The following is a 20,947-nucleotide window of genomic DNA, read 5'->3' on the forward strand; positions in this document are numbered from 1 at the left end:
TCCCTAGTTGAAACCGATAGATTCAAGGTATTCGCGGTTCGCCCGTGCATCCCCTACCGGGTCGGGATCCAGTGTCGGGTCGCAATCCTGCTCAACCGTGCACCAGCCGGAAAATCCAGTATCCACAAGCAATTGCCGGACCGCTGGAAAGTCGACATCGCCCTCGCCCAGATTGCAGAAAATCCCCTGCCCGCAGGCATCATAGAAATTTGTCCGCTTGGCGATCACATCGGCCTTCACCTTGGGATCGATATCCTTGAAGTGCATGTAGCTGATACGGTCCATATGCCGTTTCATGAAGGCAACCGGATCAAATCCGGCATAGGAATGATGGCCGGTGTCGAAACAGATCTTTAGGATCTTGTCATCAACCTCGTTTAACAGCCGCTCAAGCTCCGGCTCAAAATCCATGAACCCCGCTGCATGGGCGTGGATGCCAACGGTCAACCCATATTCCTCAGTGCCGATCTGGGCCACGGTGGCCAGCCGGTCGCGGAATGCTGACCATTCTGCCTGGTTCATCTGCTCAGCCTCCGATGCGCGACCGGCAGTCGGCGCCCGGCGGGGCGAGATGGAATCAATCAGAACCAGATGCTGCGCTCCATGCGCCTGCAGCGCCTTGCAGGTGCGATGCGCTCCGTCCAGAACATCATCCCATTGGTCCGGATCATGGAAGGCACGGAAGACGACGCCGCCGATCAATTCCAGATCATATTCCGCCAGCGCATCTCGTAGGATCGCTGGATCTTCCGGCATATAGCCCACAGGACCCAGCTCAACCCCCTTATAGCCTGCCTCGGCGCAGTCCTTCAGAACGCTGCGCCATTCCGGGTTACGAGGGTCCTGCGCGAATTCTACCCCCCAGGAACATGGGGCATTGCCAATTCTGATCGTCATTTTGCAGTGCTTTCTTAGATGCTTAGAACGTGGATACAGTTTGCCAGGACCGCGCTTCAGAGGCGGCCATGGCAGCAGCAATCACCTGGTTTACGGCCATACCGTCCTCAAACGTTGGCCAGACCGGTGTCTGTGCTTCAATGGCGCGCAGGAAATCGCGCGCCTCGATCAGGATCTGATCCTGATAACCGGTGCCGTGCCCCGGCCCCTGGCAAAATGGCAGATAGTCGGGATGCGCAGGGCCAGTCAGGATCTTACGGAAACCACGCGTGGCCTCGTCGCCCTCGCTGAGATAGAGCCAAAGCGCGTTCTGATCCTCTTGATCGAACCGGATCGCACCTTTTGTTCCCGTAATTTCATAGGCATAGCCCATCTTGCGACCTGTCGCGATGCGGCTAAAGAACATCTGCCCCATCGCTCCATTGGCAAAACGGCACATCATCTGCCCCTGGTCGTCATTGGTGACACGGCCACCGGGGCGGTCCTTATGAACGGTCTCAACCTCTGCGATGAGTTCCGTGATCGGCCCGATCAGCGCCATCGCACCATTGATCATATGCGGCGCCAGATCGCCCATGGTCCCATTGGCTTCGCCCTCCGTGCGCCATGTCGCGGGGGCATCCGGGTCGGCATAGAAATCTTCGGTATGCTCGCCACGAAACCAGGTCACCTCTCCGATCAGGCCATCTGCAATCAGCTGACGCGCATATTGGCTGGCAGGGGTTCGAATGTAGTTGAACCCGACCATATTGGGGCATCCCGACGCCGCCGCCGCTGCCACCATGGCACGACTGTCAGCCAGTGATGCGCCCAGCGGCTTTTCGCAAAAAACGGGTTTGCCCAGCGCAAAGGCTGCTTCTGCGACGACACGATGGGTTTGCTGTGGAGATGCGATGACGATCGCCTCAACCTTGGGGTCGTTGACCAGCAGCTGCCAGTCGTCTGTTGCGCGTTGAAACCCATAGGCCCGCCGGTACCGCTCTGCACTGGCTGGGGTCGTGGCGCAGACCATTTCCAGACGCGGGCGCAAAGCGGTGTTGAACACAGCGCCCACTGCGGCCATGGCGACGGCATGCGCTTTGCCCATGTAGCCCCCGCCGAGAATTCCGATGCCGATTTCGGTCATTCTGGCCTCCCAAACCATCAAATTCAATTTGCAACCGGTTGCAAAACTTGTATCTTGGGATTCGACATCTCGCAAGATCAAATCGACCCGACCACAGACCATCCCAGGGATCCCTGCTTATGACGACGCCGCCGAAAACGATAAAACTGACCACCGCCCAGGCCATCATCCGATGGCTGTCCAATCAGTTCATAGAGGTCGATGGCGAGGAGTTGCGCCTTTGTGGCGGCGGCTTTGGCATCTTCGGTCATGGCAATGTGACCTGCCTGGGCGAAGCGCTCTACGAGGCGCGTGACGCGCTGCCGCTCTATCGCGGCCAGAATGAGCAAAGCATGGGCTTTGCAGCAGCTGGATATGCCAAGCAATGGCTGCGCCAGCGGTTCATGTTCTGCACCGCCAGTGCCGGCCCGGGCACATCAAACCTCCTCACCTCTGCGGCGCTGGCCCATGCCAACCGCTTGCCGATGCTGATGCTTTGTGGCGATACCTTTCTTACCCGCCTGCCGGATCCGGTCTTGCAGCAGATGGAGAATTTCAACGATCCGACCTTTGGCGTGAACGATGCCTTCAAGCCCGTGTCGCGCTATTGGGATCGCATCACGCATCCGGCGCAGATTCTTCAATCGCTGCCTGCCGCAATTGCGACCATGCTGGATCCCGGCGACTGCGGCCCCGCCTTCCTCGGTTTGCCGCAGGATGTGCAGGGATGGACCTATGATTACCCAGAGGTATTCTTTGAGAAGAAAATCCATCGCATTCGCCGTGTTACACCGGATGCTTCCGAGATTGCCGAGGCTGCTGCCGCGCTGCGTGGCGCCAAACGGCCGATGGTCATCGCAGGCGGCGGGGTGCAATACAGCCGCGCCGTGGCGGAGTTGACCGCCTTTGCCGAAGCACATCAGATCCCGGTTGTTGAAACCATCGCCGGTCGCGCCAACCTGCGCGACACCCATCCACTTAATGTCGGCCCTATCGGGGTCACCGGATCGGACAGCGCCAATGCGATTGCCGCGGAGGCGGATGTGATCCTTGCGGTGGGCACCCGGCTACAGGATTTCACGACCGGCTCCTGGACAGCATTTGCACAGGGTGCCCAATTTATCTCTGTCAACGCTGCCCGGCATGATGCAGGCAAGCACCGCTCGCTCCCCGTTGTCGGCGACGCTCAGCGCGCCCTGCGCGACCTTGGTGCCGCTTGCGAAGGGTACAGCACCCCGCAAGACTGGGTGGCCCGCGTGCAAGAAGAGCGCCACAGCTGGGTGGCCTATGTAGCTGACAATGTCTCCTACGGAGACAATCGACCCAATTCCTATGCACAGGCCATTGGCGTGGTAAATGCGCTCTGCAATCCGAAGGACCGTGTGGTTGCGGCGGCTGGTGGCCTTCCGGCCGAAGTGACCGCAAACTGGCGCACATTGGAGCCAGGCACCGTCGATGTGGAGTTCGGCTTCTCCTGCATGGGGTATGAAATTGCCGGGGCCTGGGGGGCACGCATCGCCCAGGCCGAGCGTGAACCAGACCGTGACACCATCGTCTTTGTCGGTGACGGATCCTACATGATGCTGAACTCTGATATCTATTCCAGCGTTCTCAGCCAGAAGAAACTGATCATTCTGGTCCTGGACAACGGCGGCTTTGCGGTCATCAACAAGTTACAGAACAACACTGGTAACGCCAGCTTCAACAACCTGCTGGAGGATTGCCCAACCATTCCCGAAGCCTTTGGCGTTGATTTTGCCAGCCATGCGGCCTCGATGGGGGCACTCACCGAAACCGTCGCCAACCCAGCAGAGCTGGGAGAGGCGTTCAAACGCGCGCAAGCAAGCGACCGTACCACAGTCATCGTGATGAAGGTGGACGCCTATGAGGGCTGGACCACCGAAGGCCACGCCTGGTGGGAGGTAGGCACGCCACATACCACCAATGACCCCAAAGTGCAGGAGGCCCATGTCGATTGGGAATCCAGCCGTAGCAAGCAGCGGCGGGGCGTATGATGGGTCACCCAAGCAAGACCCGCTCAGACCTGGCAGGTCGCAATTTTTTAGTCATAGGTCGGGTTGGCATGGACCTGTGCCCGACCCCTGCTGGCACTGCCACCGCTGATGCGCAGGACATGATGGTCGCCATGGGCGGCAGCAGCGCCAATATAGCGGCAGGGCTGGTCAAAATGGGGTGCAGATCCTCACTGGTCACCAGCGTGTCCGATGATGCCGTGGGGTGGTACTGCCTCAACCAGCTGGATCACTACGGTGTCGACCGGACTCACGTGAAACGCATCACCGGCGAGTATCGAACCTCGCTTGCGGTCTATGAAAGCCGGGTCGAAGACCACCAAAGCGTGATCTACCGCAACAACGCCGCCGATTTTCAGATGACCATCGCGGATGTGGAGGCGGTGGACTACAGCCAATACAGCGCACTGATCACCGCTGGCACGGTGTTTGCAGCCGAGCCATCACGCAGCGCCACCTTCCGCGCCTTCGACCTGGCCCGCGCGGCCGGGCTGCCGATCATCTTTGATGTGGACTACCGCCCCTATAGCTGGCCCTCACCTGAAGTGGCTGCTGATGTCCTGTCTCGCGCAGGCGCGATGTCCGATATCATTGTCGGCAATGACGAGGAATTCGGCTTCATGGCTGGCGGCATCGACAAAGGCCGCGCCAAAGCTCGCGCACTGGCGGAAACCAGCGCCTCTGTCGTGGTCTACAAGATGGGCCCCAAGGGCGCCGTCACCTTTGCTGATGGGCAGGAAATCCGCACCGGCATCTATCCCGTTGACGCGCTGAAACCAACCGGCGCCGGTGACAGTTTCATGGCCGGTTTTCTCGCCTCCCTCTCCGAAGGGCGTCCGATGAAGGATGCCATTCTACGTGGCTCGGCCTGTGCTTCCGTTGTGGTGGCCAAACCCGGCTGCGCCCCCGCCATGCCCGATCTTGCTGCGCTGGAGGCGTTTCTTGCAACGCACCCCGGCGCCACCGAACTTTGAAAGGACCCGCAAATGCATATCGCCCCTCATGACAACCAGAACAAAGCCATTGTAGAGGCCGAAAACGACCTAGTGCCACTGAACTATTTTAACATCGTCAAACTGACCAAGGGCCAAACCTTTGAGTATCAGGTCCCAGGATATGAGACCTGCATCGTCCCCGCGACGGGCACTGTCGATATCGAGGTCGAAGGCCTGAGCTACGCAGGCGTCGGCAAGCGCACCGTCGACGTCTGGGATGGTGAGCCGGAGGGCGTCTATATTCCCGTCGGGGCCAAGGTGACCATCACCTGCACAACAGATGCGACCGAAACCTTCATCGCCGGGGCCAAATATGACAAGGTGCTGGAACCTTTTGACGTGCGCGCAGGCGGCATTGACAAGGTCCAATACGGTTCTGACGACACCAAGACCCACCGCAAGATTAAACATATCTTGGGTCAGAAACAGCACGACAAGGTCGGCCGCTTGCTGGTGTCGGAACTGTTCACTGTGGGTCAGGGCGGCTGGTCCGGCTTTCCGGCGCACAAGCACGACACCGATCGCAAGGACGCGGATGGCAACATCATCGAAACGCGCCACGACGAAACCTATAACTTCCGCTTCCGTCCCAACCACGGCTCTGGCGTCCAGATCCTGCAACGCGAAGAGGGCAAGCCGGGGGACGCTTATCAGTTGATGGATGGCTCCACGATCATGATCGACAAGGGCTATCACCCCTGCGCCGTGATGCCAGGATATGAGATGTATTATTTCACCATCCTTGGCGGTCTGAGCCAGCGCAGCCTGATCCAGTATTTCCAGCCGACCCATGCCTATCAGGTCGAAACGATCCCCGGCATCAAAGACATGGTGGCCAAGTTTAAATGACCATTGCAACTCTGGCTGAGGTCCTACAACCGGCCCTGCGCGATGGCTATGCCGTCGCCGGGCTGGTGACGCTGGGCTGGGAAGACATGCGCGCCTATGTGGCTGCTGCTGAAGCCGAAGGCGTGCCGGTCATCCTGCAGGCCGGCCCGTCCTGTCGCGCCCATACGCCGCTACCGATCCTGGGCAAGATGTTCCGCCATCTGGCCGAAGGCGCATCGGTCCCAGTGGTCGCCCATCTCGACCATGGCTACACGGCTGAGGACTGCCGCATTGCCATCGACAGCGGCTTTACCTCTGTGATGTTCGATGGCTCGCGCAACGCTTTGGAAGACAACATCGCTGAAACCGCCGCCATCGTCGGTATGGCACATGCCGCAGGCGTGTCTTGCGAGGGAGAGATCGGCTTTGTCGGCTACTCGGGCGGCGAAGGATCCGCGGGTACCGACCCGGAGGAGGCACGGCAATTCGCACAGGAAACAGGCGTTGATGCCATGGCGATCTCGGTCGGCAATGTGCATCTGCAACAGGACAAGGAAGGCGGACTCGATATCGACCGCATCCGCGCCATTGAAGCTATCACCGAGGTGCCGCTGGTGATCCACGGCGGCTCCGGCGTGCCGGTAGCGCAGCGCAAGATGCTGGCCCGCGAGTCGCGTATCTGCAAATTCAATATCGGCACCGAATTGCGCATGGCCTTTGGGGCCGCAATGCGCGATGCGGTGAATAGCGACCCGGACCGTTTCGACAGGGTAAGCATCCTGTCCGAGACCCATGATCCGGTCGTTGCTGCGGCGCGAAGCGTTCTTCGCGCCTTCAAGGGAGAGACACAATGTTGAATATCGGCCTTCTGGGCTGCGGGCGCATCGGGCAGGTCCATGCGCGATCTGTAGGGCAATTGGACGGGGTACGCGTCACTGCGGTTGCTGACGCAATGCCGGATGCCGCGAATGCGCTGGCCAGCAAGATCGGCGCGGATGTGCGCGAAGCCTCAGCCCTGATCACCAGCGCGGACGTAGACGCGGTGGTCATCGGTACTCCAACCGATACGCATTACGACCTGATCCATCAGGCCGCTGCCGCAGGTAAGGCTATCTTCTGCGAGAAGCCCGTCGATATGTCCGCTGACCGCATTCGCGATTGCCAAAAGGTGGTGACAGAGGCTGGTGTTGCCTTCCTCACAGCGTTCAACCGTCGCTTCGACCCCAATTTTGCCAATCTGCAACAGCGCCTTCGGGCAGGCGAGATCGGTGATGTGGAGATCGTCTCGATCCTGTCACGCGATCCCTCTCCGCCGCCGATCAGCTATATCAAGACCTCTGGCGGACTGTTCCGGGACATGATGATCCATGATTTCGATATGGCGCGTTTCCTATTGGCCGAGGAACCCGTACAGGTCTTCGCGGTCGGCTCAGCGTTGGTTGATCCCGCCATTGGGGAGGCCGGCGATGTGGACACAGCCGCTGTCACGCTCACCACGGCCAGCGGTAAAATCTGCCAGATCTCTAACTCTCGGCGGGCCACATATGGCTACGATCAGCGGGTTGAAGTGCATGGCTCCAAGGGGATGCTCCGTGCAGCCAATATGCTGGAAAACACGGTGGAAGTGGCCGGGACCACCGGTTTTCAGACAGCCCCGGCCCAGCACTTCTTTCTTGAACGCTATGAAGCAGCCTATCGCAACGAGATGGCGCGATTTGTCGAAGCCGTACAGACCGGCAGCACCCCCTCTCCCAGCATCGACGACGGGCTGCGCGCCCAGATGTTGGCCGATGCCGCCGCCAAATCTCTTGAGACGGGGGCACCGGTCGCATTGTAAGCGATCAGATCCTTACGCTTGGCGGCGCATGTCCTGCGCCGCCAGCGCCTTGTTGAAACGCTCGGATGTCCACCCCTCGGCAAGGGCCTGATGAAACAGCCCGGCCTGTGTTTGAGGGGCCAAACCACCCACCGGCGGATCGCGGTCCAGATTGGTTGGGAAAGAATACCCCTCTGCGCAGGCTGCAATTGCTGCGGCATGATCAGCCTCACTCATGGCCCCCTCACGCTTCAGTTTGACCAGTGCCGGGAAAAGCCGTTCCGACATGCCGCGCCGATCCACGGTCTCCATTGCACGCCCAAAGGCAGACGAGACCTGCAACAGGTTCGCCATGCGCTGAATATCCTCCGACCGGTTGGCTCCGGCGGCATGAAACAAAGCCGGGTTGAAGAAGACAGCATCCCCCTTCGCCAAGGGCAACTGCACGCAATGTTCTTCGAAATAAGCCCGGAAGTCCGCGCGCCTCCAAGCTGCATAGCCCGCACGGTATTGCTGCGAAAACGGAAGCAGCTTGGTCGGACCACTTTCCACCGGCATATCGGTGTGGGCCACGGCCCCCTGCAACGTCAGAACCGGCGACAGATCATGCACATGGGCCGGATATTGCGCGGATGTGTCCGCCGTTTGAAAGCCCAGATGATAGTCACGATGCGCCTGCTGTGCGGCACCGCCCGGTCGCACCAGATTGATTTGCGCCGTCATCTGGTAGTTCGGCCCCAGCCAAGCTTCGCAAACCGCTGCGATAGATGTGTTACCGAAATAGCGAGCGAAAACATCTGGCGCTGCCTCACAGAGTTTTTGCAGCGCATTCCAGATCCGGTCATTTGCCCCTGCGGTGGCAAAATGATCTGCGCTCTCGCCGGTCGCGGCCTTCTCGTCTGCGATGATACGGTTATAGATGACGGTGGCCGCATCAATCGGCGCCAATTCCTGAAAGGCACCCTGTAAGATCAGAACACCCGCCCCGTATCGCAACCCATGCGCCCATTCCGCCATCAACCGCTGGCGCGCGTGGACATCGCTCAGCGTCTCGCCCAGCGCGGCCATGTCATAGATCGGGATATTCTTCTCAATCTTGCTGACCAGCGGAACTTGGTCGGGCGTCAGTTCCTGTTCAACCTGCGCAGCGAAATCACTCGGTGCACATCCTTCGGGATCAAAATAGGCCTGCTCCATCGGTGTAGCAGCAACTTTCATCGTGGCCTCCTCTCTGCCGTGTATTTTGCTATGAGGAGAGATTGCCGGGGCGGGCGCTTGTGGTCAGCGCGCAAATCCATCAAAAATACATCAATGAGTCATCCTTTCCCGATCAAGGATATCGCCCGACAATCCGGGCTCAGCACGGCAACTGTGGACCGTGTCCTGAACGAACGCGCCAATGTCAGTCCCCGCAGCCGGGCCCGTGTTAGCGCAGCCATCGCCGAACTGGAGGGGCAGGAACAACAACTCTCAGCACGCGGGCGGCGGCTTCATTTCGACGTCGTGGTGGAAGCGCCTGAACGGTTCAGCCGGGAAATTCGGCACGCGACTGAGGCCGTCCTGCCATCTATTGGTCCGGCGGTGATCCACACCCGCTATAGTTTTCGCCAGATCATGTCCGCGCCAGACTGCATCGCCCGGCTGCGGCAGATCGTCAAGCGTGGCAGTCACGGGGTCGTGTTGAAGGTACGGGATTTGCCTGAGATCAACGCGATGGTCGCGGAATTAGACGGCAAGGGCATTCCGGTTGTCTGCGTCTTTACGGACCTGCCCGGAAGTGTTCGCCGCGCCTATTGCGGCCCGGACAACTACGCCGCGGGCCAGTCGGCAGCCTATATGATCGACAAATGTCTGCCGGGAAGTCCATCGCCCGGGGCAACCATCCTCACCACGCTCAGCCAATTGGCGTTTCACGGCGAGGCCCAAAGGCGACGCGGCTTCCTCAGGCTGATGTCAAACCGCCGCCCAGATCTGCGGCTGATGACGGTTGAGGCCGGGGCCGGGCTTGCACTTGAAACCAGAGCGTTGCTGCAGGAGAAACTGTCCGCTCCGGACATTGGGCCGATACTGGGCGTCTATTCCATGGGCGGGGCCAATCGCGCCATATTGGAACTGCTGAAGAGTCATGGTCAGGTCCCCCGCGCCTATATCGCCCATGATCTGGATAGTGAGAACAGAACACTGTTGCGGCAGGGAAATATCACCGTCGCCTTGCAGCACGACATTGCCAGCGACATGCGCAATGCCTTCCTCAGCCTGCTCTACGCCAACCAGATCCTGAAGGCACCGCCCGTCGCGACTCAGAGCCGAATTTCCATGGTCACACCCTTTGACTGCGCTGAAAACTGATCTGGGCACGCTGCTTCTGGGCGGATCACCCCTCCGAAATAAAATCGCCGTCTGGCGGGTTTCAGCGGCGCCAAGCCGCATATGACCTTTTGAATGCATGCCCCAGCTGAGGACCTGTCAGAGCCGCGCGTCGAACAGCTATTTTTCACTCCGAAAGTTGCAATTTTTGTTCCTCTTTGCCGTCGTTCTTGGAATGCTCCCCCAAACAGCCAGCAGGGAGAGCGGCATGAAAGTAGGATTTATCGGTCTGGGAAACGTTGGCGGCAAGCTGAGTGGTAGCCTGCTGCGAAACGGCATTGATCTCAGCGTTTATGACTTGAATGAAGCGCTGGTTGCCAAGGCAGCGGAGGTCGGCGCTACAGCAGCAAATGACCCGGCAGAGTTGATGCGCAATTGCGACGCGGTGATCACCTGTCTGCCATCGCCCGCGGCCTCCGATCAGGTCATGCAACAGATGCTGCCGGAGATTGGCCCCGGCAAGATCTGGATGGAGATGTCCACCACAGATGAGGCCGAGGTCAAACGCCTTGGCGCCATGGTCGAACAGGCGGGTGGAACCGCGGTAGACTGCCCCGTATCCGGTGGTTGCCACCGGGCTGACACCGGCAATATCTCGATCTTCGCCGGCTGCGACCGTGAGACCTTTGAGCGGATCGCGCCGCTGCTGAAAACCATGGGCCGGCGTATCCTGCATACAGGGCCAATCGGCTCAGCTTCGGTCCTGAAGGTCATCACCAACTACCTGGCAACCGCCAATCTTCTGACCTGCTGTGAGGCCTTGGTGACCGCAAAAGCCGCCGGCATGGATCTCAATACCGCCTATGAAGCAATCAAGATCTCCTCCGGCACCTCATTTGTACATGAGACTGAAAGCCAAGTTATCTTGAACGGATCCCGCGACATCTCCTTCACTATGGACCTTGTGTCCAAGGACATTGGTCTGTTCCAAGCCGTCGCTGATCGCCACAACGTTCCGTTGGAGATCAACCCCTTGATGATCAAGATCTTCAAAGATGGTGAAGAGCGATTTGGCAGCCGTGAACTATCACCAAACATTATCAGACGGCTGGAAGAAGCCACTGGTCTGGAGATCACTGCACCCGGTTTCCCACCTGAAATGACCGATGATGAGCCTGAGGAACCCGGCTACGAGGTCATCCCCACCGGTCGCGATGGCAGCCCTGCCCGATAGGCCCTCTTGCGCTGAAACACTTCAGAGGCGGCGGCTTACTGCCGCCTCCCGCCTTGCGGCAGGCCCTGACGTGGGTCGGCGAAAAACCTTGCCAGATTCAATTTTCCCGAATTACGATACAAGTGTCCATATTCTGGGAATCGCATGCAGGACCGACAGATCCTTATTCTGGAAGCAGTAGCCTCCTCTGCCTCACCGGTAAGCGCAAGCGAACTGGCCCGGATGACAGCGACCCCCCGTGCCAGCCTTTATCGCCATATCGCAGCACTGCTCGAATGCGGTTTTCTGGAGGAGACCGAGACCGGCAGCCGGTATGTTCTGGGACTGCGGTTCGTCAAAATCGCGCTGACAGGAAAATCCGACACTCATGTCATCAACGCGGTCTCAGCCGTATTGCAACGAGTGGTGAAGGATCTGGGCGAGACCGCGTTTCTGGCGCGCTATCGCGGCGGTCGCGTTGATCTGATTCACACGCAGGTTCCGGCCGATCCCTCGGTTCCCTATATCTATCCAGGGTTAGGGGTCCGCCCGGTTCATGCCTGTTCTTCGGCCAAGGCAATTGCCGCCTTCCTCGCGCCGGAGCTTCAGGAAGACCTGATTGACACGTTGCCAATGCGCTTTACCGACAAGACACGCACCGACCCGGACCAGATTGCCCACGAGTTGCAGCAGGTGCGTCGCTATGGCTATGCCACCTGCGATGGTGAGATTGACATCGGGGTCACCAGTGTTGCAGTGCCGATCATTGTCGACCGGCTCGGCGCCATTTTCTCTATGGGTGTGGTGGGCCCAACCAGCCGTATCACACCTGCCATTCAGCCCAGAATTTTACCCATTCTAACAAAACAAGCCGTTCATGCCGCCGCGGCCATTCAACATTGCTCGGTCGTTGAGGCGGAAACCACCAATGCCAATTCACTGGCGGCTGCAAAGGAAAGGGCCAGCCAACAACACTGATTTTTTTGAAGGGAGAGAGAATATGAACAGAAGAGAATTTGGCGGGTTATCCGCCGCCGCGCTGGCCATGGCAGCGCCGTTTCGCGCCTTTGCCGATGAGACCTGTCAGTCCCCTTACATGCCCAAGATTACGGGTCAGGAAGAATTCGTCTACGTCTGGACCCTCGGAGTGGAGGGGATGGGAGACGAGCAGGATAAAATGGTAACAGTTGACCTGCGTCCCGACTCCCCAACCCGCGGAGAGGTCATACACAGCCTGTCGGTTGGTGGCCGAAATGAGGCCCATCATGGCGGCTTCTCCGCAGACCGTCGGTATTTCTGGACTGGCGGGCTTGATACCAATCGCATCTTCATCTTCGACATTCACAGCGACCCAGCAGCCCCCAAGCTGCATAAGGTGATTGAGACCTTCGTCACCGATTCCGGCGGTGTGGTTGGCCCCCACACGTTTTTTGCCCTGCCCGGCAGCATGATGATCACCGGGCTCAGCAATCAGGACGACCACGGCGGCCGAACGGCATTGGTCGAATACAATGATGACGGGGACTATGTCGCCACCTATTGGATGCCCACCGCCGATGACATGCAAGGGGCCGTCGCGGTGGATGGCGCGGTTGCGGATGGTTACGGCTATGACATTCGCGCCCTGATCCGCAAGAATGTGATGCTCACCTCCTCTTTCACGGGGTGGTCAAACTACATGATGGATTTCGGGCAGATGCTGCAGGACGCTGAGGCGATGAAACGCTTTGGCAACAGCATGGTGCTCTGGGATCTGCACACCCGTCAGCCCCGCAAGGTCTTCAACGTGCCCGGCGCGCCGCTCGAAGTGCGATTCCCTTGGGGGCCAAATGCCAATTATGCTTTCTCGACCACCGCACTCACCTCGCAGCTCTGGCTGATCTATGAGGATGACGATGGCGAATGGCAGGCCAAATCGGTGGCAGATATCGGCAATCCCGAAGACATCCCACTGCCCGTCGACATCTCCATCGCCGCCGATGATCAGACGCTTTGGGTCAATTCCTTCATGGATGGAAAGACCCGGCTGTTTGATATCTCCGACCCGCACAACCCGGCGCAGATCTATGAGAAAACCATTGATCGACAGGTCAATATGGTCAGTCAGAGCTGGGACGGCAAACGGGTCTATTTCTCCTCTTCCTTGCTCGCCAATTGGGACAAGAAGGGCGATGACGATGTGCAGTACCTGAGAGCTTACAACTGGGACGGCAAAGAGTTGGTCGAGGATTTCAACATCGACTTCTATGCCGCAGGCCTGGGTCGCGCGCATATTATGCGCTTTGGCAGCGCCGCGCTCTATTCCGCTTAAGAGACAGCTTTGGGGCGGTATGTTGCCGCCCCAACATTCCCTCGCGGACCTCAACTTGCCGGAGGATTTCCATGCGCAAGAGAACTCTCGCCGTTTCCATAACCGCTGCTGCGGCGTTGCTGACAGGTGTTGTGGCCCTGGCCGGAACCTGGCGCCCAGCGGATCTGATGGCGCGGTTGACGCCCGCTGCATTGCGGGCCAGTCCCGCCCGCCTCTCAGACGTATTCCCAAGCGACCCAGCCTTCCAGTTCAGCCCGCCGGAACCCGGATCGTACCGGCTGAACCGACTGAAACCTGCACCGGATGGCACGGTACTGACCGCCGATGGCACCACCGGTCAGCTGCATCAGCTGATCGATGGCAAGATCACGCTGGTCAGTTTTGTTTATCTGACATGCGGCGATGTTGATGGCTGTCCGCTGGCCTTCTCGACACTTTATGACATTCACGACGCCAGCGCACAGCTTCCGGATCTGCGACGGGACGTTCAACTGATGACCATCAGCTTCGACCCCGAGCGCGACACTGTCGAAGCCATCGCAGCCTTTGCGCATCCGGTGAGCAGCGATCCCGCCAGCACACAGAAACTGGATTGGCAAGTGCTGACCACACCGGATACCGCGGCGTTACAGCCCCTACTGGACGGGTTTGGCCAGGTCGTGGACCGTGGCAGCGCAGACGACCAGATCAACCATCTGCTGCGCATGTATCTGGTCGACCGACACGGCATGATCCGCAATGTTTACGGGCTGGGCCTGATTGACCCGCGTCTGTTGATGACGGATGTGGAAACACTGCTACTGGAAGAGGTCGGAAAGTGATCCGCCTCCCCGCCCTTCTGCGGCATTTCATGTCGTTCAATGCAGCCGCTGTGCTAGCGCTGGTTTTCGACGCGTCGATAGTTCTTGCCGACGGCGATACTCTGGCCGGGCCAAGCGATCTTCCGGTGCAAATCTCCGCTGACAGCTGTCCGCAGCCACCAGATGAAGACTGGGCGGAGAGAGCTGCCAAACGCAGTTTGACACCTCAGCTGGGGTTGCCGCCTCTGGTCTATCCGGCGGACAATCCTCCGACAGCGGCGCGGATTGCGCTGGGGCGGCAAATCTTCTTTGACCGCGCGCTGTCGATCAACAACACCATGTCCTGCGCCATGTGCCATGTGCCGGAACAGGGGTTTGCCAACTGGGAGCTCGCGACCTCGGTCGGCGTGGAGGGGCGCAGCGTGAAACGTAACGCTCCGAGCCTGATCAATGTCGGCCTACTAGATCCGCTGTTTCACGATGGCCGCGATCCAATGCTGGAAACTCAGTTTATCGGGCCGCTCACCGCCCGAAACGAGATGGCCAACCCATCCGCAGGGCGTGTCGTTTCCCACCTCCAAACCGACAGTGCTTATGACAGCTTGTTTAAGGAGGCTTTTGGTTCGCCCGCTTCACTAGACCGGATTGGCATGGCGCTGGCCGCCTACCAACGGGCGTTGACCGTCGGCAACAGCCCGTTTGACCAGTGGTTCTATGGCGGTGATCCAGCTGCCGTGTCACCCGCCGCAATACGCGGGTTCGAACTGTTTCGCAATAAAGCAGGATGTGTGTCCTGCCACAGCGTTGGCCCGGATGATGCGCTCTTCACCGATCAGCAATTCCACGACACAGGATATGGTCAGATGCGGGAGCTGGAGCGCCAAAATCCACCGAAAACCCTGCCTGTTCAGGTCGCACCCGGCGTGATCCATCATGTGGATTATGAACTGGTCCGCGCAGTCAGCAGCCCCCGGGATGCTGATCTTGGGCGCTATGAGGTGACCGAGGACCCGCAGGACCGATGGCAGTTCCGGACACCGACGCTGCGCAACCTTGTGGTCTCGCCACCCTATATGCATGACGGCGGGCTCAGTACGCTGGCTGATGTGATTGGCTACTATGACAGCGGCGGTGCGGGGCTGTCCGGTCAAGACACGCGTGTGCAACCGCTCGGCCTGAGCGACCAGGAAAAGACTGAGCTTCTAGCCTTTCTCACCACTCTGACGTCTTCGGGACTGGATTGTCTGGTCGCAGATGCCCGCCAGCCATGAGCCATTAATCCAGATGGTAACCGCGAAATTCTTTCACCGTGGACACCCCCAGCAGGGTCTTCATCTGCGCCACAGAGGGGATCTCCGACAATCGGTTGCGATAGAGTTTCTCATAAGCATCCGTATTGCGCGCAGCGACGCGCATCAGATAGTCGAATTCCCCCGAAATCAAATGGCACTCCAGCACCTCGGGCATATGTGAAATGGCATCTTCAAACGCCTGAATATTCTCCCGCTGCTGGCTGACCAGCTTGATCTCGATAAAGATTTGCAGCTCAAGACCAACCTTCTTGCGATCCAGCCGCGCCGCATAGCCTTCAATCATGCCATTGGCTTCCATCATCTTGACACGACGGTGGCATGCGGACAAAGACAGCCCAACTTTTTCCGACAGGCGGGCCATGGAGATCTGACCGTCTTGTTGCAAGGCGGAAAGAATGCGCGAATCCAGCTGGTCCATCGGAATTTTTCCCAATAGTTAATCGTTATCCGCACATTTTTCCGAAATTTTCCCAATGCGCAAGGAAATCGAGAACCTTTCCTATCAACAACGTCATAAAATTGAGACACTTCGTCACAGGGATGACGTAAACCAAGGGAGGGGCAGATGGCCTCAAAAATCGTAGTTGGCTACGACGGCAGCACGAGCGCACGTACCGCGCTCAACTTTGCGCTGGACGTGGCAAAGGCACAGGGCGGCAGCATCGTTGTCGCGCATGTCCTGGAATGGTCACCGTATTCTTTTCTCTCCGCAGCGGAGCTGGCAGAGCGCCACAAGCGCCGTACGGAAGAGCTGGAGCGCGCCGAAACGGCGTTGATTCAGCCCCTTCTCAAGGATCTGGAAACCAGCGGCGTGGATGTCACTGCCACCGTGAAATACGGCAATATTGCCGAAGTGCTGGTGTCCATCGCCAAATCCGAAGGCGCCAATCACGTCGTTATCGGACGCACCGGCCACTCCGCACTATCGTCGCGGCTGTTTGGTTCGGTTGCAGGCAGCCTGGCGCAGGCTGCGCCGGTTCCGGTCACCATTGTCCCATAACTGATCGACAGGGGTCATCATGAACACTCTATCAAAAGCGGCTGCTCTGGCCGTCCCCGGCGCCCTCGGGCTGTCGGGCCCGCTGATGGCACAGACCATCGACGAAAAGGTGAATGAGCTGTTTGCCAGCTCCACCGGCTGGTTTGTCAATTTCATCTTTAGCCCGTTCCCGGGCACCAGCTTTCCCTGGATCGTTGCGTGGCTGGTGATTGCGGCAACCATTTTCACCATCTACTTCGGACTGATCCAGTTCCGCGCCTTCCCGCATTCGATCTCCTTGGTCAAAGGCGACTATTCCGATCCGAATGACGCGGGTGAGGTGAGCCATTTCCAAGCGCTGGCCACCGCCCTCTCCGGCACCGTCGGCCTCGGCAATATCGCGGGCGTCGCGGTCGCCGTTGGCATCGGTGGTCCCGGTGCGACGTTCTGGATGATCCTCGCAGGCCTGATGGGCATGGCGTCGAAATTCACCGAATGTACGCTGGGCGTGAAGTACCGAAATGAATACCCTGATGGCACCGTCTCCGGTGGCCCGATGTATTACATGACCAAGGGTTTTGCCGCACGGGGCCTGCCGGGTGGCAAGTTCATGGCGGTTCTCTTCTCGATTTTCTGTATCCTCGGCGCCTTTGGTGGCGGCAACATGTTCCAGGCCAATCAGGCACATGCGCAGCTGACAAATGTTCTCGGCGATTATCCCGGTTGGATCACCGGCGTCATCTTTGCCGGTGTGGTTTTTGCCGTGATCATCGGCGGCCTGAAATCGATTGCCAGCGTCACCGAAAAAGTGGTGCCGTTCATGGGTGTCCTCTACGTGCTGACAGCGTTGGTGATCATTCTGCTGAACTTTGACAAAATCGGCTGGGCCTTTGGCCAGATCTTCGACGGTGCCTTTACCGGTCTCGGCGTTGCAGGCGGCATGGTCGGGGCCCTGATTCAGGGCTTCAAGCGCGCGGCCTTCTCCAACGAAGCCGGCGTTGGCTCGGCAGCGATTGCCCACTCCGCGGTGCGGACAAAAGAGCCGATCACCGAAGGTTTCGTCTCACTGCTGGAACCCTTCATCGATACCGTGGTTATCTGTACGATGACAGCGCTGGTGATCATCATCACAGGTCAGCTGGTCAGCGATCCTGAAACCGGTCTCTATGTGCTGAACGAAGCGGGCAGCGCCATCCAGACCGTCGATGGAAACTCCGGCGTGGCGCTGACATCTGCGGCGTTCTCTTCCTCATTTGGCTGGTTCAAATACATCCTGGCCATTGCGGTGATCCTGTTTGCTTTCTCCACCATGATCAGCTGGTCCTACTATGGCCTCAAGGCCTGGACCTTTCTGTTTGGTGAAGGCAAGACCACTGAACTGGTGTTCAAAGTGATCTTCTGCCTGTTCGTCATCATCGGCGCCGCAGCCAGCCTGGGTCCGGTCATCGACTTCTCCGATGCGGCAATCTTTGCCATGGCGGTCGTCAATATCGTGGCGCTCTACTTCCTGATGCCAATCGTCAAAGGCGAGCTGAACAGCTATCTGGCCCGCCTCAAGAGCGGCGAAATCAAGAAATACCAGTAAAGAATTCGACTCGGCTGCCAATCGTGGCCGGGTCGTCCTCCCCTGTTGGGGTATTACCTGATAGTGCCCCGACCTGAGGACAACAGCACACGCGCCTCATAGCTACGCAGCGATCGCCGCGCCGTAGGGAAGGCGCGCCCCATGCTCTCCAGCTCCGGGAAGAGATGGCACAATTCGGACCTCTGGGCCGCATCCATACCCGACAGCGTCAGATCGCCCGGCTGGAAACTCTCGCTCCAGGCCCCATCCACACAGACGATTTCATGCTGATCAAACAGCAGATGAATGTATGTTACGTCCATCGTCCGCGCACGACGGATATCGCGATCATTGAGCAGATGCACGGCCGCCACCAGCACCTCGTTGGACCCGAAGAGCAACTCGGCGCAGCTTCCGGTCAGCAACATCCGGTGCTGCGGTGAGACCATCAGATCCCGGTTCGGCACAAGTTCACCGCCATCGGACCCCAACGCGCCTGCTTCGATGAGGATGGGCTGGAACTGCGGTCGCCGTGTCAGGTCGGTATTGGTCACAGTCCGGCGCGCTGTCCAGCGCAGGGTCTGTGGTCCGCCATCGCGCGTCACCACCCGGTCGCCTACCTCAAGCGCTTCCACTGGCACCGCACCACCAGGGGTCAAAACAAGGCTGCCCGGCGTAAAACAGGGAATGACCTCTTCGATATTGGAGAAGGTCAGCCTGCTGACAAAGTCCCCCTGATCATTTCGGACCTCAACCCGACCATCTTCCCGGTCGGCACTGGTGTAGACCACACGCGTATCGCCCAGCGCACGTAACTCGCTGATATCAAGGCGGTCATAGTCATCCCCGCCTTCGCCGCCGTCAACGACGTCCCCGGCCCCACCAATAAACAAATCGCGATCGTCGTCACCGTAGAGGCTGTCAGCGCCGGTTCCACCGATGAGCGTATCCGCCCCGCCACCACCTTCGATGACATCATCTTCACTGCCGCCGTCCAGCGAGTCCCCGCCCGTGCCGCCGCTCAGCCGGTCATAGCCCTCGCCCCCCAGCAGCGTGTCATTTCCGACGCCGCTGTTCATCACATCGTTGCCACGACCACCTTCCCCGTAGAAGGATGATCCAGCGGAACCTCCGTCCAGAAAGTCATTGCCATCGTCGAGGAAAATGCGATCAGAATCTTCATAGACACCGATGAAGGCCAGATCGTCGCCGTCGCCGCCGTGAATCTCATCATTGCCCTGGCTGCCCGCCAGAATATCATTGCCGGCGCCGCCCCAAACGGTATCCGTTCCCATACTGCCGATCAGCGTGTCGTTGCCGCCTTCGCCATAGATCAGGTCATCCTGATCACGGCCAAAGACATGGTCGTCCCCCTCACCGGCATAAATCAGATCATTGCCATAAAGCCCTTCGAGCCGATCATTGCCGTCGCCTCCGTAGAGCGTGTCGTCGCCGTAGCCTGCGGTAATGGTATCGTCGCCATCGCCACCCAAGAGAAGGTCGTTATCGTCGCCACTGCTCAGTGAGTCATTGCCTGCGCCACCTTCCAGCGTGTCGCGTCCTGCGCCGCCCTCAAGCGTGTCGCCGTCAATTCCGCCTTGCAGCAGGTCATTGCCAGCCCCGCCTTGCAGCAGGTCACGTCCGCCACCGCCGAAGAGCGTGTCGTTGCCTGCGCCACCGTCAACAGAATCATTGCCTGTACCAGCATCAACGAAGTCGTCCCCCTCACCGGCAAGGACCGTATCATTGCCGCCGCCGACCACAATCACATCATCCTGAGAGCCGTCAGCCGCATCCCCATTATCGACACGATCCCCTTCGGGGTCGCCCAGATAATCGATATCGATCCGTTCGCCTGCATCCGTGCCTTCCACGACATAGTCTAGTGCGGGTGGAATTGAGAAGGTGAAGTCCGAAAGCCCGGCACCGCCAGAGATCGGCGCATCGCTGCCATTGTCAAAAATCACATCCAACTGCGAGATCGGCCCGTCAATCGCGACGCCGATATTGGCAGCTGTGCTGCCCTCCCCTTCGATGGAGACTGTCCCGTCCGCATTGATCGTCACCTGATGGTGGGTCACCCCGGTCAGTCCCGCAATGACCTGTGCCGCGGGAATCAGAACGCCGCTGGCATCCAGAACCCGCAGGGTGAATTTGTCGTCATGAGAACTGCCGTTGGAATTCACATGCTGCAGGTCAAACCGCAGATCGCTCACCGGATTGGAGAAACCATAGCTTGCGGTAATCGGCTCGCTGACACCAAAGGCACCGAAATCGGACACTTGGTAGCCGCTCTGGGAGCTGTCCCAGCTGCCCGGTGTGAAGGCCCCGGTCACGATGGTGGAGTTACCGCCTTCGCTCAGCGTTGTTGAACCGTTCTGCGCAGCACCGTTGGCGCCGGTCAACCAGATCACATTGTCAAGAGTGGCCATGTCTCACATCTACCTTGTACCTAACACTCACCCCCGCAGTGACAAAGCCTGCGGATACCTCACCGCCGCCCCTTCCAATGGAGCCGTCTGACATGTTGTCCCGTCCCACGACGCAATCGGCCGCCTGGCGCATAGGTCACAACACATCCCTTACGGAACGATTAACCCGCAAAGACGCCCGACGCAGGACCACTCTGGGGTCGACGCAAGTCCATTTTGCGTTGAGAATGTGGCGAAGGACGCAACCAGCAGCAGCCTCAAGGGTGGCTCGACGGACCTAGCCTCGAATTTGCACCGCAAAATCAATAGCCCTAGCAGCAAAAAACGGACTAAACTGCCACCAGGCAGCGCGCG

General features: G+C 59.0%; 18 protein-coding genes. 13 read left to right on the forward strand and 5 right to left on the reverse strand.

Features of this window, described 5'->3' with window-relative positions; all coding sequences use genetic code 11:
* Positions 1-3: 3 nt before the first annotated feature.
* On the reverse strand, positions 4-897 hold the full coding sequence (locus tag INHI_RS0112275; RefSeq protein ID WP_027247824.1) for a sugar phosphate isomerase/epimerase family protein: 894 nt from the start codon (positions 895-897) through the stop codon (positions 4-6).
* A gap of 22 nt (positions 898-919) precedes the next feature.
* Positions 920-2,023, reverse strand: a complete 1,104-nt coding sequence (locus INHI_RS0112280; protein ID WP_211233567.1) for a Gfo/Idh/MocA family protein — start codon at positions 2,021-2,023, stop codon at positions 920-922.
* A gap of 119 nt (positions 2,024-2,142) precedes the next feature.
* Between INHI_RS0112280 and iolD the strand changes: the two genes are divergently transcribed.
* From iolD to iolG, 5 genes are read left to right on the forward strand one after another with little or no spacing between them, the layout of a single operon-like run.
* Positions 2,143-4,017 (forward strand): 3D-(3,5/4)-trihydroxycyclohexane-1,2-dione acylhydrolase (decyclizing), encoded by a 1,875-nt coding sequence (gene iolD, locus INHI_RS0112285; RefSeq protein ID WP_027247826.1) that lies wholly within the window; start codon positions 2,143-2,145, stop codon positions 4,015-4,017.
* Complete coding sequence (gene iolC / locus INHI_RS0112290; RefSeq protein ID WP_051339000.1) at positions 4,017-5,009, forward strand: 5-dehydro-2-deoxygluconokinase; 993 nt, start codon at positions 4,017-4,019, stop codon at positions 5,007-5,009. Before iolD ends, iolC begins: the two co-directional genes overlap by 1 nt.
* Before the next feature lie 12 nt (positions 5,010-5,021).
* Positions 5,022-5,879: a 5-deoxy-glucuronate isomerase gene (locus INHI_RS0112295; protein ID WP_014873812.1), complete on the forward strand. Its 858-nt coding sequence runs from the start codon at positions 5,022-5,024 to the stop codon at positions 5,877-5,879.
* On the forward strand, positions 5,876-6,715 hold the full coding sequence (locus INHI_RS0112300) for a class II fructose-bisphosphate aldolase (RefSeq protein ID WP_014873811.1): 840 nt from the start codon (positions 5,876-5,878) through the stop codon (positions 6,713-6,715). The genes INHI_RS0112295 and INHI_RS0112300 overlap by 4 nt, the downstream gene beginning before the upstream one ends.
* Positions 6,709-7,695 (forward strand): inositol 2-dehydrogenase, encoded by a 987-nt coding sequence (iolG, locus tag INHI_RS0112305; RefSeq protein ID WP_027247828.1) that lies wholly within the window; start codon positions 6,709-6,711, stop codon positions 7,693-7,695. Before INHI_RS0112300 ends, iolG begins: the two co-directional genes overlap by 7 nt.
* A 12-nt stretch (positions 7,696-7,707) precedes the next feature.
* On the opposite strand, the gene INHI_RS0112310 is transcribed toward iolG, so the two are convergent.
* Positions 7,708-8,892 (reverse strand): phytanoyl-CoA dioxygenase family protein, encoded by a 1,185-nt coding sequence (locus INHI_RS0112310; protein WP_027247829.1) that lies wholly within the window; start codon positions 8,890-8,892, stop codon positions 7,708-7,710.
* Positions 8,893-8,985: 93 nt separating this feature from the next.
* Here INHI_RS0112310 and INHI_RS0112315 point away from each other — a divergent pair, with 93 nt between their 5' ends.
* From INHI_RS0112315 to INHI_RS0112340, 6 genes are all read left to right on the forward strand, one after another.
* Positions 8,986-10,023, forward strand: a complete 1,038-nt coding sequence (locus tag INHI_RS0112315; protein ID WP_254656872.1) for a LacI family DNA-binding transcriptional regulator — start codon at positions 8,986-8,988, stop codon at positions 10,021-10,023.
* A gap of 226 nt (positions 10,024-10,249) precedes the next feature.
* Positions 10,250-11,215: an NAD(P)-dependent oxidoreductase gene (locus INHI_RS0112320; protein ID WP_027247831.1), complete on the forward strand. Its 966-nt coding sequence runs from the start codon at positions 10,250-10,252 to the stop codon at positions 11,213-11,215.
* Between the two features lie 144 nt (positions 11,216-11,359).
* Positions 11,360-12,172, forward strand: a complete 813-nt coding sequence (locus tag INHI_RS0112325) for an IclR family transcriptional regulator (protein ID WP_027247832.1) — start codon at positions 11,360-11,362, stop codon at positions 12,170-12,172.
* A 22-nt stretch (positions 12,173-12,194) separates the two neighbouring features.
* Positions 12,195-13,505, forward strand: a complete 1,311-nt coding sequence (gene mtoX / locus INHI_RS0112330) for a methanethiol oxidase (RefSeq protein ID WP_014879330.1) — start codon at positions 12,195-12,197, stop codon at positions 13,503-13,505.
* 71 nt (positions 13,506-13,576) lie between these two features.
* Positions 13,577-14,326 carry an SCO family protein gene (locus tag INHI_RS0112335; protein WP_027247833.1) on the forward strand — a complete coding sequence of 250 codons (750 nt, stop codon included), beginning with the start codon at positions 13,577-13,579 and terminating at the stop codon, positions 14,324-14,326.
* Complete coding sequence (locus INHI_RS0112340; protein WP_027247834.1) at positions 14,323-15,576, forward strand: cytochrome-c peroxidase; 1,254 nt, start codon at positions 14,323-14,325, stop codon at positions 15,574-15,576. The genes INHI_RS0112335 and INHI_RS0112340 overlap by 4 nt, the downstream gene beginning before the upstream one ends.
* A 4-nt stretch (positions 15,577-15,580) precedes the next feature.
* Here the strand turns inward: INHI_RS0112340 and INHI_RS0112345 are convergent, their stop codons facing one another.
* The gene (locus tag INHI_RS0112345) at positions 15,581-16,036 is read right to left on the reverse strand and encodes an Lrp/AsnC family transcriptional regulator (protein WP_014873802.1); all 456 of its coding nucleotides are present in this window, start codon (positions 16,034-16,036) and stop codon (positions 15,581-15,583) included.
* Positions 16,037-16,183: 147 nt separating this feature from the next.
* Here INHI_RS0112345 and INHI_RS0112350 point away from each other — a divergent pair, with 147 nt between their 5' ends.
* A complete protein-coding gene (locus INHI_RS0112350; protein ID WP_014873801.1) occupies positions 16,184-16,618 on the forward strand; it encodes a universal stress protein in 435 nt (144 codons plus the stop codon).
* A gap of 19 nt (positions 16,619-16,637) precedes the next feature.
* The gene (locus tag INHI_RS0112355) at positions 16,638-18,182 is read left to right on the forward strand and encodes an alanine/glycine:cation symporter family protein (protein ID WP_014873800.1); all 1,545 of its coding nucleotides are present in this window, start codon (positions 16,638-16,640) and stop codon (positions 18,180-18,182) included.
* 53 nt (positions 18,183-18,235) lie between these two features.
* On the opposite strand, the gene INHI_RS0112360 is transcribed toward INHI_RS0112355, so the two are convergent.
* Positions 18,236-20,593, reverse strand: a complete 2,358-nt coding sequence (locus INHI_RS0112360) for a Hint domain-containing protein (RefSeq protein ID WP_027247835.1) — start codon at positions 20,591-20,593, stop codon at positions 18,236-18,238.
* Positions 20,594-20,947 lie beyond the last annotated feature (354 nt).

Source organism: Phaeobacter inhibens DSM 16374 (assembly GCF_000473105.1).
Classification (GTDB): Bacteria; Pseudomonadota; Alphaproteobacteria; order Rhodobacterales; family Rhodobacteraceae; genus Phaeobacter; species Phaeobacter inhibens.

Excerpts from the sequence above, each read along its gene's own strand:
- INHI_RS0112275 (WP_027247824.1), bottom strand. The coding sequence starts at position 897 with ATGACGATCAGAATTGGCAATGCCCCATGTTCCTGGGGGGTAGAATTC.
- INHI_RS0112280 (WP_211233567.1), bottom strand. The coding sequence starts at position 2,023 with ATGACCGAAATCGGCATCGGAATTCTCGGCGGGGGCTACATGGGCAAA.
- iolD (WP_027247826.1), top strand. The coding sequence starts at position 2,143 with ATGACGACGCCGCCGAAAACGATAAAACTGACCACCGCCCAGGCCATC.
- iolC (WP_051339000.1), top strand. The coding sequence starts at position 4,017 with ATGGGTCACCCAAGCAAGACCCGCTCAGACCTGGCAGGTCGCAATTTT.
- INHI_RS0112295 (WP_014873812.1), top strand. The coding sequence starts at position 5,022 with ATGCATATCGCCCCTCATGACAACCAGAACAAAGCCATTGTAGAGGCC.
- INHI_RS0112300 (WP_014873811.1), top strand. The coding sequence starts at position 5,876 with ATGACCATTGCAACTCTGGCTGAGGTCCTACAACCGGCCCTGCGCGAT.
- iolG (WP_027247828.1), top strand. The coding sequence starts at position 6,709 with ATGTTGAATATCGGCCTTCTGGGCTGCGGGCGCATCGGGCAGGTCCAT.
- INHI_RS0112310 (WP_027247829.1), bottom strand. The coding sequence starts at position 8,892 with ATGAAAGTTGCTGCTACACCGATGGAGCAGGCCTATTTTGATCCCGAA.
- INHI_RS0112315 (WP_254656872.1), top strand. The coding sequence starts at position 8,986 with ATGAGTCATCCTTTCCCGATCAAGGATATCGCCCGACAATCCGGGCTC.
- INHI_RS0112320 (WP_027247831.1), top strand. The coding sequence starts at position 10,250 with ATGAAAGTAGGATTTATCGGTCTGGGAAACGTTGGCGGCAAGCTGAGT.
- INHI_RS0112325 (WP_027247832.1), top strand. The coding sequence starts at position 11,360 with ATGCAGGACCGACAGATCCTTATTCTGGAAGCAGTAGCCTCCTCTGCC.
- mtoX (WP_014879330.1), top strand. The coding sequence starts at position 12,195 with ATGAACAGAAGAGAATTTGGCGGGTTATCCGCCGCCGCGCTGGCCATG.
- INHI_RS0112335 (WP_027247833.1), top strand. The coding sequence starts at position 13,577 with ATGCGCAAGAGAACTCTCGCCGTTTCCATAACCGCTGCTGCGGCGTTG.
- INHI_RS0112345 (WP_014873802.1), bottom strand. The coding sequence starts at position 16,036 with ATGGACCAGCTGGATTCGCGCATTCTTTCCGCCTTGCAACAAGACGGT.
- INHI_RS0112350 (WP_014873801.1), top strand. The coding sequence starts at position 16,184 with ATGGCCTCAAAAATCGTAGTTGGCTACGACGGCAGCACGAGCGCACGT.
- INHI_RS0112355 (WP_014873800.1), top strand. The coding sequence starts at position 16,638 with ATGAACACTCTATCAAAAGCGGCTGCTCTGGCCGTCCCCGGCGCCCTC.
- INHI_RS0112360 (WP_027247835.1), bottom strand. The coding sequence starts at position 20,593 with ATGGCCACTCTTGACAATGTGATCTGGTTGACCGGCGCCAACGGTGCT.